This window comes from Maribacter algicola, assembly GCF_003933245.1.
Classification (GTDB): domain Bacteria; phylum Bacteroidota; class Bacteroidia; order Flavobacteriales; family Flavobacteriaceae; genus Maribacter; species Maribacter algicola.
In genome coordinates this window covers 1,001,945-1,016,132 of sequence record NZ_QUSX01000001.1, presented here as the reverse complement: position 1 = coordinate 1,016,132, position 14,188 = coordinate 1,001,945, and the positions used below count along the sequence as shown (strand labels likewise).

Here is a 14,188-nt window from a genome sequence, read left to right as displayed (position 1 = left end):
ATTTAATCTATGGAAGATATTTTCAAAACTGAAACCACCAATTTTTTTAAAATTACAAAAGGTTTTTCAAGTAACATGGAACTGTTTTATATAGAGGTTACTTACAAAAATAAACTAGGCAAACCTTATGCTATTTATGAGTGGTTAGATACTGAACCTGAAAACTATAGACGAATAAATACTTGCGGTGCCTATTCAGAAATGACTTTCGATACTTTGTTGAAATGTATCCAATACGATGGAGAGCAAATCATATAATTCTTAACAAACCGATTATCATTTTGTTTTTCCATTTTTAAATATTTAAGGATTGCCCTTCGTAGGCCTCTAACATAATATCGCACTTATAAAGTTCATTCTTCAGGCTGTCAACTTCTTTTTGCAGTTTCTTGTTTTGGCTTTCAAGTACTTCAATATCAACGTTTTTACATGAAGTTACGACCAATAAGCCAAAGATGAGTGAAATTTTTTTCATGCTTCTAGTATTCAATTAACAAATCCTCATATTCTACCTTCTCAATAATATCTGGCCTATCGCTATTTATGGACCTACTATATAGGTCTTTACTTATTGGATATGTATTTATTTCATTATCGGATAAATCATCTTCTATGACTTTGATAACATCATCCTCGTTGAGGTTGCTGTCCAACCAAACATCAATATAGTCATCCTGTAAAATTACTGGCCTCCTGTTCTTTTTGTTATGGATTTTTGCGAATAAGGGTGTAGCCTCTTTGGTAAGTATTGAGAAAGTCACCATCTTATCTGGAGTTACTGCATATATTCCAGCTAGATTAAAAGGGGCACTATTTTTCCTTTCAAAATAGAAAGGTATAGAATAAGGTTTCTTTACGTGTTCTATCCTATGAGGTTCAAAAAAACCATCTACAGGAATAATACAACGCCTTTTTAAAGCACTTGATTTGTAATTGTTGGAATCAAACAGCTTTTCTGATTTAGCGTTAAGTCCCGAACCCCATCTAATGGTTTCCTTGTAATATTCCTCGGCATTTGCACCCATTTTGTAATGAGGAATTAAGCCCCATTTGACAGGTATAATATTTTTAGGCTTTTCTTGGGGTATTATCCACATATTGGGATGTGCAAAACCATTGGCACTGTTGTAGGTCAGTTCTACATCTTCATCAATTACTTCTCCCAAAAGCCTTTCTACACCATAATAGTCCTCTAATTCTCCAACTTTTCTGGTGACCCTAGTATTGTAGCACATAATAAAGTTTTGACATCCTTGAATATAGGAAAAATGTTAAACCTCTTTATTTGAAAATTACATTTTATATATTTGGAATAAATCCAAAAATAAGGAATATATCCATAAATATGCATATCAAGAAAGTGATATTTAGACATAGGGATAGGTATGTAATACGTAAGCTTTTAATTGAAATTGGAGAGAATACTCTTAATACCGAGTGTTGGTCTAAAAAATTGAACAAGCCCAGTAATATCAATTTATTTTACCTGGAAACAGATGAACATTTTACTTACTTAAAGTATAAATACCCGAACCTTGGAGAAAGAATAATTATGAAACTAGATGGCTATAAGCTGCCCGAAACTGGATGGATAAGATGTGTATTAAAGTAAAAGGTAATAAGGACATAAATACCATTTATATCGGAGAAAGAAGGCTTGATGTAATTGAAGGGTTGGGGATTAAGAAATATATGCCTAATTCAATAATGGAGTTTGTTTTATTGGCCATGGATGATATGAACTTAAAATGGGCGGATGAAGTGATAATGGATTGTAAGATGGTTATTTTTCATTATGAATTTGTCTCGGTCATGTATAAGCATACTCCAATTAACTTTGATGGAACATTGCTTTTTAATTTTACCATATCCAATCGTAAGTTCCATGGATTTTCCTTTCCAAAAAAGTGGAAACATTTAGATTTTTATTTGAGAACGAAACGGAATGAAATAATTATCTAGGGGGGAACTCGAACAATTCTGATACAGCAATTTTCAAAGCCTTGGCTATGACATTAACGTTGGTTATTGAAGTACTAATAACACCTCTTTCTATTCTACTAATTTGGGATATTTCAACATCAATTTCATTAGCTAATTCCTCTTGAGTAAAACCCTTGGACTTTCTTAGCCGCCTTAGGTTTTTCCCAAACACCAATAAAAACTCTTGTTCATCTAAATACTCCACGATCTAAAATTCGTGGAGGTAAACAATTATTAAGTAGGCATATATGCCTATTTTTATATATCATATTCTAAACCAAAATGTATGAATGATTTATTAGATTTTCTATTTTTAAAACACCCTTCGGACTTAGACACCTTCGTTAGAACAACGACAAATGTCTATTTTGAACAATTCCATGAACAGTATTTGAATGAAGAAGAAGCAATGTACTTATTGTTGAAGTCAACGATAGAAGATGTTGATAAAATTATAAATGAAAGTGAAATTAACTATCTCTCCGAAAATGCAAATGATAATCTTTCTCTTGTAATATTATGTGTTTACTTAAAAAGATTAAGTTTCTCAGATGATGAAGAATATCATGATACTTGCACTTTCGAATTTGAACGGTTGTATAAAGTAATAGGCTCAATATTTAATGAAGTTTCTCCTTCAGATTGTGAAGTAAGCCTTATGATGACTAATGAAACAAAAAATTTATTTTACAATTTTTGGAATCTTAAAGATTGAAGTATTTTGAAACTATCCGAATCTTACCCAAACTATACGAAAGGTTTAATGGACTTAATCCATGATAAGCCTATTATGGATAAGTCTGATGATAAGATGAAAATCATCCATCAACTTCCATTAAGAACTTCAAAAAAGGCTTTCGATTATTACGAGCTAAATAAATTAAACAATGGAAGTGTATACTTTGAAATAGTAACAATGAATGGTTTTAAAACTATAGTAAGAACAAGAACAGAAATTATCGAAAGGGACCTATCAAGAGAAGAATGGTTTGACCTTATTAGTAGAAAAGCATTAGAGCATTTAAGCAAAGAGGAGTACAGAGCTTTTTTAAATGGTTATGTTAAACAGGGTAAGGGAGGTTGCTCAATACTTCTTTCTCTTTTCTTAATATTTTCTTGTCTTTTACTATCGCAAACTTTTAGATGAATTCAATTTTATTCAAACAATATCGTTTTCAAAATGCAATGTTGATCTTATCACTTCTCTTAATACTTTTTAACGTCTCCGCTCAGCATAATAATCATAATGGTAATTACAAAAGCTGCTCAACAAGTTTTCAGGATATAAAAAATCCAGCAAAATCATTTTCGGTTGAGGCTGTCAATAATATTTACATTCAAGTAGAGGGTAATGAAGGAATGTTTGTTTTTCAAGATGAGCGATATCCTGATGATATTTTGACTTATGAAATAAATTCCTATAAGGGTGAAATCTATAATAAAGAAAAGGACATATACGTATATAGTTGTTCTAGACCTTTAATATCAAATCCTAACTTAGAGCGGATTATCATATATGTTAATAGCGATGGCAGTATGAATTTGATGATTGAGGATGAATCTTCAACACAGGTCTTTTTTGATTTAGTAAAACAATAAACTACTCTGGTCGCGACTAGTGTTTAAAACATACTAACCGATTCTCAATTTCACTTCTTTTATAATACACCCTGTTTCCAATTCCATAACTTGGTAGAATTCCTTTTTTACTCCAATGCCAAAGAGTTGTAAGCGATATTTTTAGCAGCTCTGCAGTTTCTTCTCTTGTCAATAACTCTACAGGTTTCTTTGGTTGAAAGTTTTGCTTAATGGTATTCAGCTCAAATTCTAAAGCTGTCAGTTTCTCAATAACTGTTTCCATTGCCTTGGGTAAATCTTCAAATTTTAAATTCTTCATGGTTAAATAGTTGATTAGAAAAAATAAAAATTTTTTTCAAAATTTTTTCGGCTTTCCTCATCGTGAAAGTTAGATAATCTAACAATCACCCCCCACTCCTTTTTGATTCTGGGGTGTCCCCCCATAACTATTTATTAATCTTAAATTATTAAAACCATGGTTACAATTGTGGATTACAAGGAGTATCAAAAAGAAGATGGAACCAATTTCTGTGCATTAATAGTACAGGGAGGAATGGAAGCCATTAAGAGCAAAGAAACAGGCAGAACCTATTTTACTGCCAAAAAAGCACACATTGCCTGTACGTTCAATGCGGAAATGTGCCAATCACTTATTGGCAATGAAATTGACGGAACGGTAAAACGAGTTGAGGTAGAACCTTACGAATATATCAACCCTGAAACGGGTGAGATTATGATGCTTTCCCACCGATACGAATATGTAGGTGCGGAGGAAGAAACATTGGACAACCATCTGGTATCGGAGAAAGTGGTTGCCTAACGAAGCAAATCAAGAAGTGAAAGAGACTCTTTATAGGGTCTCTTTTTTTATTCTCAAAAATGAACAAAATCCAATTATCAAAAATTATAAATATGAAACTACAACAAGCACAAAGACATCAGGTAAAGCTTAGGATAGGATTATCTGGTGCAAGTGGATTCGGTAAGACCTACTCCGCTTTATTATTGGCATATGGTATATCGAATGACTGGACTAAGATTGCTATAATCGATACGGAAAATAACAGCGCAAGTCTCTATTCCGACCTTGGGAATTACAATGTCATAAGCCTAAGCGAACCATATAGTCCAGAACGATACATTAAAGCCATCAAAATCTGCGAGGAGGCAAATATGGAAGTGATTATATGTGACAGCATCACGCATGAGTGGCAAGGTACGGGAGGCTGCCTGCACATTCACGAACAACTTGGAGGTCGTTTTCAAGATTGGGCTAAGGTATCGCCTCGGCATCAAGCTTTTATCGATGCCATTCTTCAATCCACGGCACATGTAATTACTACTGTAAGGAGCAAGATAGACTACTCAATGGACACAAGTTCTAACGGTAAAACAAAAGTTGTTAAGCACGGCTTAAAATCCATTACTAGAGAAGGTTTTGAGTATGAGCTGACCGCCAACTTTGAACTCATAAACGAGAATCATATGGCAAAAGCTTCAAAGGATAGAACTGGACTTTTTATGAACAAACCAGAGTTTGTCATCAATTCATCTACAGGAAGAAAACTGATGCAATGGTGCAATCTAGGATTGTCCGTGGACCAAGCTAGTAAAGAAATAGGGTCCTGTACCACCATAGAAGGATTGCGCCACTTATACCAGAAATATATAGGGTTAAAAGAGCGGGTACACCCTCTAATTCTAGAACGAAAATCTGCCTTGGAGTCGATTGCCAATCAAGTAATACCTAACAAGGAAATTATAAATCCCTTAAAAACAAAAGAACATGGAACTAGTAACTAACCAAAATCCCCAATCTATGATACAGGATATCGTGGAGCCTACCACAATCTCAAAAAGCCCTTTTATTGAAGCCAATACCGAACAGGTGACCTTACAACACTTGAAAGATGACTGTATAATCCCCGTGTTTTCCAAAGACAATGAATCAACGATAAGCCATTCCCAATTTATTGGGAAGGCTTTTGAAGCCGTACAAGAACTATTTCCTCAAATAGAAGTAAGACAGCCAGACATTAGGGTAAGCCATGTAGTCAAGGGTAGAATACCCTCTGCCATTGGAAAACCCGCCAAGGAGCTTTTGGAGAGTGAAAAGACCATTTATTATGAACGCTGTGCCTTTATAATCGATTTACCAGGCATTACTCGGACCATTAATGGAAATGCCTTGAACCTTTCTGTGGGCGGGGTTAGGTCCCTTAATCAAGAGAACCTCTACAGTAAAAAATCATTGGAGAAATTTAAGGTCTTTATAGGCTTTAAAAATTTGGTGTGCACAAACCTATGCATCAGTACGGATGGGTTTTCCAATGAAATCAGGATTGGGTCCATAGATGATTTAAAAGAACAGATGCACACCTTGTTTTCCTCTTATAATCAGGAGCAGCACTTTGAGGTAATGGCGGGCATGGAAAGCTTTAGGCTAACCGAAAGGCAATTTGCCCACTTTATAGGGAAGTTAAGAATGTACCACCATATGGATAAGTTGGAACAGAAAGAACTATTCCCAATTCAATTGAACGATGGTCAAATCAATTCGGTAGTGAAGAATTATTATACCTGTTCAAACTTTGGAAGAAACCAAGACGGTTCAATTAATTTTTGGAAGTTATATAACCTCTTAACCGAAGCGAACAAATCATCTTATATCGATAATAATTTGGAAAGGAATGTTTCTGCGTTCGAGCTAGTTAAAAACCTGGGGGATTCGTTGAAAAACAATGAACCAAATTGGTTCCTCCATAATTAATACATAGCTATTTTCTTTTTTCTAGGTATTTCAAAAATCACTTAAAAATTAAAAGAATGAATGAAAAGGAACTGGCCGAGCTATTAAAGTATAGTTCCCCTAAGGAACTTTATATCGTTGCCTGGAACAATCTTTTAAAAATCCTTTTCTGTCCATTTAAAGTACAAGTTTTGAATACTGTAGGTGAATTGGAAAAGGGAAAGGTTGTTTGGGTAGAGGAAGTAAAGGTTACCAAGGAATTGATTACGGTATATATGATAAAGGGCAAAGCCTATCACTATTATCACTTTGATATTCTTGTGTAATAAAGAAGTCTATGCTGTATTTTCCATGATTTTAATATCATGTTTTGAGACGGTTTCCTTCTAAAAAAAGAAACCACTGAAAATGATAGAGTACTTGAATGAAACAACACCTGTTCAAATTATACGGGTGTTGTTTATTTTTATAAAAACTTGACAAGTTGTCAACTAATCAAAAAAAATTATGACACCCTCTTTAACTTTTAAGGATTTCACAGAGTCGGATAGATTTTTAAAAATTCAAAACACTTTTGCTTTAGATCATGTTCATAGTAATCCCACCGAAAGCCCTTACAAAGAAGTTTTAAAACAGGATTTTGAGATTACTAGGGAAAATTACAATCCATTGAATAATGAACAATTTTATGAGGATGTAAGTTTTTATAGGGACTTTCTATTTCCCGAGATTGATAATTTACCTAAAAAATTCATCAGCTTTTTTAAAAATAAGCTTGAAAAGGATTTGGTTATAAAACCTGATGATATTAAAGACGTTGCGCAATTTTATTTAAGCGCTTTTCAAAATCAGCAAAAATTAATCAAGGATGCTGAACATTTGGAATATGTTGTTAAAAAACGACTTGATGAAAAAGTAATAATTGTTCTTGATTATCTATCGGAAGTATATGTTGACCCTATGTACTCAGAAGCTGACAAAATAAAATTCAAGCTTAAAAGAAATGAAATCATATTACTTTTTTACTTGCTAAGAGAAGGAAAATATATTGATAATAAATATAATTCTGAGCTTGGGGCTTTAATGAATAGATATTTTTTGTATTGGGATGAAAGAGAAGAATCCTTTAAACAAATAAAAAAGGCTAGGACGACTATTGGTGATTTTAGTAATGGCACTAAAACATATACTAGGGCTTTGGAAAATCTTCAATCTATATTCACTAAAGTATTAAAGTAACAATATAATATATTGTTAATCAATAGGGTACAAAATAATGTACCCTATAAACCCCTTCCTTATTTTGTAGCTTCGTATTGATTTCAAAAGTATGATGCCAAGTTGAATAGACTTTCACGTCAAAAAAAAAGCACGGTCAGTCCCTCTAGCAAATTACAAGAAATCAATTCAGATAAATTTTCCCTCTGAGTAAAAAGTGGAAAAAAAATTAAAATTAATTTTATTGAATAAAGAAGAAAATGTATTCCCTTTCTGGGAATATAATGAGAAAGGTAAGGTAGTTATATTACACAGGAAGCTTATTTCCTTTATTGAAAGTATGGGATTCGTTAACGTGAAGTTGTCGGAAACCAGATATGAATTGGCGAAGGAGAGCAAAAATCGATTAAAGATAGTAACTACTACAGACGTAGACCAGGCGGTTTTGAATTACTTAATCAGGATTAAGAAGTATGATGTGTTAGAATCATTTACAAAAGGTATCAGCGGATACCTCGCAAGTCGAAAGCTGAATACCTTACCCGTAATTGAGCCAATTAACGATAGAGACGGAGAAATTTATTCTCGGTTTTATTTTACTAATTGCTATTGTGAAATTAGGGGTGAGATGATAAATGTTCAAAAATATGATAAGTTGAACCAGATGATTTGGGAAAATCGACTTATAGATAGGAGTTTTAACATGCCAGAAGGAGGAATTGGGCAATTTGAAATATTTTGTAAAAAAATTACAGGGGAATCACCAGGTAGATTCTTGGCTCTAAAAACTGCAATTGGATATTTGTTGCATAGAAATAAAATGGTTGGAGAACCAAAGGCAATCATTCTATACGATGAGAAAATGGGCACGGACAATCAAGCGCACGGAGGTACTGGTAAGACATTACTAAGTCAGGCTTTGGCTAAATGTAGAGAAGTAGTTCCTGTCGACGGAAAAGATGTGAAACTAGGGAGCTGGTTTAAAAATCAGAGAATTAATGTTACCACGGATATCTTGGTTTATGATGATTTAAAAAAGGATACTAGCTTAGAAAATTTTTATTCCATGATAACTTCAGGAATCGAAGTTGAAAAAAAGCAAAAACAGTCCTTTTTTATTAAACCTGAGGACTCACCTAAGATTTTGATAACAGCAAATTACCCAGTGAAAGGCCCTGGAGGGTCATCAGATGAACGAAGAAGGTACGAGTTTGAGTTATCGAATTATTTTAGCCATGTTTGGACTCCAGAAATGGAATTTAGATGTCGATTTTTTACAGATTCATGGGGTCAAGAATGGGATAAATTCTACCTATTTATGATGGAATGTGTTCAAAATTATCTTCAGAAAGGACTAATTCAGCCTGAAAGTATAAATTTAAACAAGGCTGGAATTGTACATGAAACTTCTCTGGAGTTTTATAATTACGCAACAGATAATTTGAAAGTTAATGAATGGTTGGATAAGAGAGAGTTTGAATCTAATTTTAAAAATGCTTATCCAAATCTTGATTGGGTTAGTTCGCACATGATTAAGAAATGGATGGGTTATTATGCGACCAGTACAGGAAATCATTTAGAACAAAAGTCTACTGGAGGTAAATATATCTTCAGAATAAGCGATGGAAGTTCAAAAGATGAAGCTGATGCCCAATAAAATTATTTATAAAGCGGTGAATAAAGAAACTGGTCAGACATATGTGGGTACGACAACAAAAAGCGTTGATGCTAGAAAGATAGACCACGAACAAAAAGCCAGTAAGAGAACTGGAAGTTATTTTCAAGAAGCAATAGGCACCTATGGTCCTGATGCTTTTGAATGGGAGCAGATAGATACGGCAAATGATTCTAATGATTTGGCAGAAAAGGAAAAGGAGTATATTCTTAAATATAATTGCCTTGAGAATGGTTATAACCAAGATTCAGGAGGTGGATTCAAAAAAAATGTTTATCAGTATAACATTTTAGATGGTGCTCTAATAACAGTTTACGATTCATTGGAAACAGCAGCCTCCTCTGTAAATGCCAGTAGAAAATCCATAAGCAATACATGTTTAGGGCAGAATAAAACTTGTAAAGGGTTTTATTGGAGTTATTCCTTAACAGAACCTTTTAAAGTTGAAGGTGATTTAAGGAAAAAGCAGGTCGTTCAGTATAATTTAAATGGAAATCAAATTGAAGTTTATGAATCTGTAGCTGCTGCTTCGGCAAGTACTGGATTGTCAAAAACCTGTATAGCTAGATGTTGTAGAGGTGAAAGAAAAAGTTCTGGAGGTTATATTTGGGAATATGAATAGTTATTGAGTATTCAAGTGATAATTGAGGGCAGCAGAAATGTTGCCCTTTTTTACGTAATTTAAATTTCAAAAATTTTATAAGTGTTAGTTACATCTCGAACCTTGGACTCCTTCAGTATTCAGCTGGATGAATATTTATTAAACATCAATAATTATATTTTTCAAAATATAATTTATTTACAGGATGGATTTCAATTTGAATCAAAGCTCTTGGAGGATTTGGATTCATGTAATGTAGATACTAGCAAACATTCTGGTTCAATTTATAAATATATCCTATTTGAGGATATACAATTGGTGAAAATGGGGTTTTGGGAGGAGAATAATAGAGTGGATTTTTTGTTTAATCTAGTTGAGCTGATTGATGTTACGGATAAATTTTCACTTGTAAAAAAGTTGTATCGGTATAATGGGCCATTCATCTTAAAAGTGAAACATGCTTTGAGAAATATAGGGGTACACCCTATTCAATCATCAAACTTGAAAAATATACGAAATAGTATTCGCGACTTGGATTGGTCTCATTTTTTGAAATACTACGATTAAAAATATTTTCCTTTATTCAATATTGTTTAAAATACCAGTTATGATTCCCTTGATGTTATGAGGTTCATTTTGATAGTTTAAATATTTAGGATGGTAGGTTCTAAAAGTATTGTGAGGTAAATCATCATGGAGGATGCGAGCAAGGAATTTTGGCTTAAACTTAGATACTTCCCTAAAATCCGCATCTGGAAATCCCAATTTAATATATTTATCACGGTTCCAACACGTTGTAAATACTACAATTTCTGGTTGGGTAATTTCGATTTCCTTTTTCAAAAGACCATAACCGTCAGTATATTTTTCTGAGATTTTGGATGGAACTTTTTTTCCTTTATAGTCAAATCTGGAAAGGTTTGTATATAGGAGACCTTTTATTGATTTTCCAGTATTAAACTCTCCATATAGTTGATGCGCAAATTTCCAGAATGGGGAGTATTTTCGATTTCCACCAAAATTAAACTCCTCATATTTATAAATAATATTTTTAGCCGTAAAGCTTTGGTCGTCCAATTTACCATACCAAGTTTGTGTTTCTTGACCTACAACCACAATCTTTTTGTTTAAGCTTCTATACTCTTCATTTACGTGAATAAATAAGGGTAATGAAAGCTCTGAGGAAATTTCCTTAGGATAATTTGAACGAATATGATTCAAATAGGCTTCGTAATTTTTTAAAAGGCTTGAATTTATCTTAGGTATATTCATATTGATGAAATTATGTTCTAACTAGAAGTGATTCAAATTAACATTTTCGGAATAGAAATATGGTTTAAGAAGCCTTATTTATAATTAAAAGATCTCTCCTTGAATCAATCTTGAGATAATTGAAGCATATGTAATGTCCTTATTACCGTATTGAATCGGCTATTTGTTATATTTGAACATAATGATTTCTAAGAGATTATTTTGAGTACAATATCTGCCTATCACGCGAAATTCTTTGCATACGAATTAACAAGACAGTTACCAGCAAATGATGTAGGAAAGCTGACGGCATCTTTACAGGATGCACAGGTTGATTTGAACCCCCATCAGGTTGAAGCAGCATTATTTGCATTTAAATCCCCGCTTTCTAAAGGGGCAATTCTCGCAGATGAGGTTGGTTTGGGGAAAACTATTGAGGCAGGTATTATTTTATCACAACAATGGGCCGAGCGAAAAAGAAGATTGTTAATTATAGGTCCCTCTAATTTGCGTAAACAGTGGAACAGGGAATTGGCAGATAAGTTCTATTTGCCTTCAAAAATCTTAGAAAGTAAGTCTTTCAATGAGGAAATAAAGCAGGGTAATTTCAACCCATTCAATCAAAAAGACAATATTATAATCTGTTCTTATCACTTTGCCAAAAACAAAGCGCCATATCTTGAAAGTATTAAATGGGATTTAGTCATTATTGACGAGGCCCATAGATTAAGAAACGTATATAAACCATCAAATAAAATTGGGAATGCTATAAAAGACGCTTTGGCACATTGTAAAAAAGTACTTCTTACAGCAACTCCATTACAAAATTCTATTTTAGAACTATATGGACTAGTTAGTCTTATCGACCCCTATATTTTTGGGGACTTAAAAAGCTTTAAAAGTCAATTTAGCCGTTTAGTTGACCAAGAAAATTATGATGATTTAAGAAATAGACTACAACCAGTCTGCAAAAGGACTTTAAGACGTCAAGTACTCGAATACATAAAGTATACAGAACGCATTCCAATAGTGGTTGAATTTTCTCCTGGAGAAGATGAGATGCAATTGTACTGGTGGGTAACTGAATATTTGCAAAGAGAAAAGTTGTATGCTTTACCATCAAGTCAACGGCAATTAATGACCTTAATCTTGAGAAAGTTGTTAGCTTCTTCTACCTATGCAATTTATGGCACGTTAGACGCTTTAGTTAAAAAATTAGATGCGAAGGTAGAAAGACATGAGTTTAATGATTTGGAGGCAATTAATGATGATTTTGAAACACTTGAAGAAATTCAGGATGAATGGTCTGAAGAAGTTGAAAATGAAAATTCTATTATAGAAGAGATTTTTACAGAACAAGAAATTGAGGAACTGAAAGAAGAAAAATCAGACCTTGAAAAATATAGAGAACTTGCGGATAAAATCAGAAAAAATTCAAAAGCTGAACAATTATTTACCGCACTTGAAAAAGGGTTTGAGGCACTTCAAAACTTAGGAGCAAACAAAAAGGCATTGATTTTTACTGAATCAAGGAGAACTCAGGATTTTTTGTATGACCTTTTGGAAGAACGTGGTTATAAAGATATGGTGCTTAAATTTAATGGAACCAATAATGACCCAAAATCTAAGGAAATATATAAAGCTTATGTTAATGAGCATCAGGGTACTGATATTTTAACGGGGTCTTTAACTGCTGATAAAAGGGCCGCAATTGTAGATAATTTTAAGGAAGAAGCTACGATCATGATTGCTACAGAAGCAGCAGCTGAAGGAATTAATCTTCAGTTTTGTTCTTTAGTTGTAAATTTTGATTTGCCTTGGAATCCACAACGTATTGAACAGCGCATTGGCAGATGTCATAGATATGGACAAAAGTATGATGTTGTTGTTATAAATTTTCTCAATAAAAAGAATGCAGCAGACCAAAGAGTTTATGAGCTTCTAGATGTAAAATTCAGACTTTTTGATGGTGTATTTGGAGCATCTGATGAGGTTTTGGGAAGCATTGGAAATGGAGTTGACTTTGAAAAAAGAATAGCATCAATCTATCAACAATGCAGAACTACAGATGAAATTCAATCAGCATTTGACAGTTTACAAAAAGAGTTAAAACCAGATATTTCAGAGCGTATCCAGGAGACTAGACAAGTTCTGCTTGAAAACTTTGATGAAGAAGTCAGGGAAAAACTGCGGGTCAACCTTATTGAAAGTAAAGAATACCTAAATAAATTTGAAGAACGTCTTTGGGCAACTACCAAATATTATTTAAAAGGTTCAGCAGTTTTTGATGAGGATAAGTATGCATTTAGATTAACACAGAATCCATTTCCACAAGAAAATATTCATAGAGGTCCTTACATGATTTTAAAGCCAGAGGACGGCAAACGAAAATCAGAGATAGAAGTGCCTGATGACACCAACATTTATAGGGTTGGACATAAACTTGCAAAACGCATTTTAAAAGCTTGTAAGCAAATAGAAACTCCTAATAAAGTTTTAGTTTTTGATTATACCAATACACCTACTAAAGTTACCGCATTGGAAAAGTATGTGGGTCAATCAGGTTGGTTACAAGTAAATCATATCGAAATTGCTTCTTTTGAAAGTGAGGATTATTTAACCATTGCCTGTAGAACAGATAATGGTGATATTATAGATAATACACTGGCACAACGTTTCTTTTCTATTCATGCAGAGCATAACAACCACACCATCGATGTAACTTCTGTCGTATCAAAACATTTGGATGAGATAACCTTTGCTGAGAACCAAAATATTATTTCAGAAAATGCCAATAGAAATAAAGACTTTTTCGATACCGAAATGGATAAGTTAGACCAATGGGCTGATGATATGAAAATAAGTCTCGAAAAAGAAATTAGGGATTTAGATGCTGAAATTAAACTTCGTAAAGCGGAGGCTAAAAAAATGCTAAATCTAGAATCCAAAATAAAAGCACAGCGAGTTATTAAGGAATTGGAAAAAAAGCGTAGTGAAAAAAGGCAACACCTTTTTGAAGCACAAGACGTTATAGACGTTGAAAAAGAAACCCTATTAGAGGATGTAGAGAAGCGTTTAAAACAAAAAATTAATTTGAATACGCTTTTTACAATTAAATGGGAAATGATATAAA

At 33.3% G+C, this 14,188-nt stretch carries 17 protein-coding genes; 12 read left to right on the top strand and 5 right to left on the bottom strand.

Annotation, left to right across the window (positions count from 1 at the left end; all coding sequences use genetic code 11):
- Positions 1–9 precede the first annotated feature (9 nt).
- The gene (locus tag DZC72_RS04270; protein WP_125221637.1) at positions 10–258 is read left to right on the top strand and encodes a hypothetical protein; all 249 of its coding nucleotides are present in this window, start codon (positions 10–12) and stop codon (positions 256–258) included.
- Positions 259–295: 37 nt separating this feature from the next.
- Here DZC72_RS04270 and DZC72_RS04265 read toward each other — a convergent pair whose 3' ends face one another.
- The 3 genes from DZC72_RS04265 to DZC72_RS18095 form a co-directional block, all read right to left on the bottom strand.
- Complete coding sequence (locus DZC72_RS04265) at positions 296–475, bottom strand: hypothetical protein (RefSeq protein ID WP_125221636.1); 180 nt, start codon at positions 473–475, stop codon at positions 296–298.
- Positions 476–479: 4 nt separating this feature from the next.
- The gene (locus tag DZC72_RS04260) at positions 480–1,235 is read right to left on the bottom strand and encodes an SOS response-associated peptidase (protein WP_125221635.1); all 756 of its coding nucleotides are present in this window, start codon (positions 1,233–1,235) and stop codon (positions 480–482) included.
- 719 nt (positions 1,236–1,954) lie between these two features.
- On the bottom strand, positions 1,955–2,155 hold the full coding sequence (locus DZC72_RS18095) for a helix-turn-helix domain-containing protein (RefSeq protein WP_394340634.1): 201 nt from the start codon (positions 2,153–2,155) through the stop codon (positions 1,955–1,957).
- 114 nt (positions 2,156–2,269) lie between these two features.
- On the opposite strand from DZC72_RS18095, the gene DZC72_RS04250 reads away from it, so the two are divergent.
- Genes DZC72_RS04250 through DZC72_RS04240 form a run of 3 tightly spaced genes read left to right on the top strand, consistent with a single transcriptional unit; the run spans position 2,270 to position 3,582 of the window.
- Positions 2,270–2,698 carry a hypothetical protein gene (locus DZC72_RS04250; protein WP_125221633.1) on the top strand — a complete coding sequence of 143 codons (429 nt, stop codon included), beginning with the start codon at positions 2,270–2,272 and terminating at the stop codon, positions 2,696–2,698.
- Positions 2,699–2,704: 6 nt separating this feature from the next.
- The gene (locus DZC72_RS04245; protein ID WP_125221632.1) at positions 2,705–3,130 is read left to right on the top strand and encodes a hypothetical protein; all 426 of its coding nucleotides are present in this window, start codon (positions 2,705–2,707) and stop codon (positions 3,128–3,130) included.
- Entirely contained in the window at positions 3,127–3,582 is a 456-nt protein-coding gene (locus DZC72_RS04240) for a hypothetical protein (RefSeq protein ID WP_125221631.1), read from the top strand. Before DZC72_RS04245 ends, DZC72_RS04240 begins: the two co-directional genes overlap by 4 nt.
- Before the next feature lie 16 nt (positions 3,583–3,598).
- On the opposite strand, the gene DZC72_RS04235 is transcribed toward DZC72_RS04240, so the two are convergent.
- Positions 3,599–3,880, bottom strand: coding sequence for a helix-turn-helix domain-containing protein (locus tag DZC72_RS04235; RefSeq protein WP_125221630.1), 282 nt, complete (start codon positions 3,878–3,880; stop codon positions 3,599–3,601).
- Positions 3,881–4,036: 156 nt separating this feature from the next.
- Here DZC72_RS04235 and DZC72_RS04230 point away from each other — a divergent pair, with 156 nt between their 5' ends.
- The 7 genes from DZC72_RS04230 (at position 4,037) to DZC72_RS04200 (ending at position 9,825) form a co-directional block, all read left to right on the top strand.
- Positions 4,037–4,381: a hypothetical protein gene (locus tag DZC72_RS04230; RefSeq protein WP_125221629.1), complete on the top strand. Its 345-nt coding sequence runs from the start codon at positions 4,037–4,039 to the stop codon at positions 4,379–4,381.
- A 92-nt stretch (positions 4,382–4,473) separates the two neighbouring features.
- Positions 4,474–5,364, top strand: coding sequence for an AAA family ATPase (locus tag DZC72_RS04225; RefSeq protein WP_125221628.1), 891 nt, complete (start codon positions 4,474–4,476; stop codon positions 5,362–5,364).
- Positions 5,348–6,331, top strand: a complete 984-nt coding sequence (locus DZC72_RS04220; RefSeq protein WP_125221627.1) for a DUF3871 family protein — start codon at positions 5,348–5,350, stop codon at positions 6,329–6,331. The genes DZC72_RS04225 and DZC72_RS04220 overlap by 17 nt, the downstream gene beginning before the upstream one ends.
- A 56-nt stretch (positions 6,332–6,387) precedes the next feature.
- Complete coding sequence (locus tag DZC72_RS04215; protein WP_207891710.1) at positions 6,388–6,636, top strand: hypothetical protein; 249 nt, start codon at positions 6,388–6,390, stop codon at positions 6,634–6,636.
- A 181-nt stretch (positions 6,637–6,817) separates the two neighbouring features.
- Positions 6,818–7,549: a hypothetical protein gene (locus tag DZC72_RS04210; RefSeq protein WP_125221626.1), complete on the top strand. Its 732-nt coding sequence runs from the start codon at positions 6,818–6,820 to the stop codon at positions 7,547–7,549.
- 196 nt (positions 7,550–7,745) lie between these two features.
- Positions 7,746–9,185, top strand: a complete 1,440-nt coding sequence (locus tag DZC72_RS04205; protein WP_125221625.1) for a primase-helicase family protein — start codon at positions 7,746–7,748, stop codon at positions 9,183–9,185.
- Positions 9,175–9,825, top strand: a complete 651-nt coding sequence (locus DZC72_RS04200) for an NUMOD1 domain-containing DNA-binding protein (RefSeq protein WP_125221624.1) — start codon at positions 9,175–9,177, stop codon at positions 9,823–9,825. Before DZC72_RS04205 ends, DZC72_RS04200 begins: the two co-directional genes overlap by 11 nt.
- A gap of 558 nt (positions 9,826–10,383) precedes the next feature.
- Here DZC72_RS04200 and DZC72_RS04195 read toward each other — a convergent pair.
- Positions 10,384–11,076, bottom strand: a complete 693-nt coding sequence (locus tag DZC72_RS04195) for a uracil-DNA glycosylase family protein (RefSeq protein WP_125221623.1) — start codon at positions 11,074–11,076, stop codon at positions 10,384–10,386.
- Between the two features lie 201 nt (positions 11,077–11,277).
- Here DZC72_RS04195 and DZC72_RS04190 point away from each other — a divergent pair, with 201 nt between their 5' ends.
- A complete protein-coding gene (locus DZC72_RS04190; RefSeq protein ID WP_207891709.1) occupies positions 11,278–14,187 on the top strand; it encodes an SNF2-related protein in 2,910 nt (969 codons plus the stop codon).
- The last annotated feature ends 1 nt before the right edge of the window (position 14,188 follow it).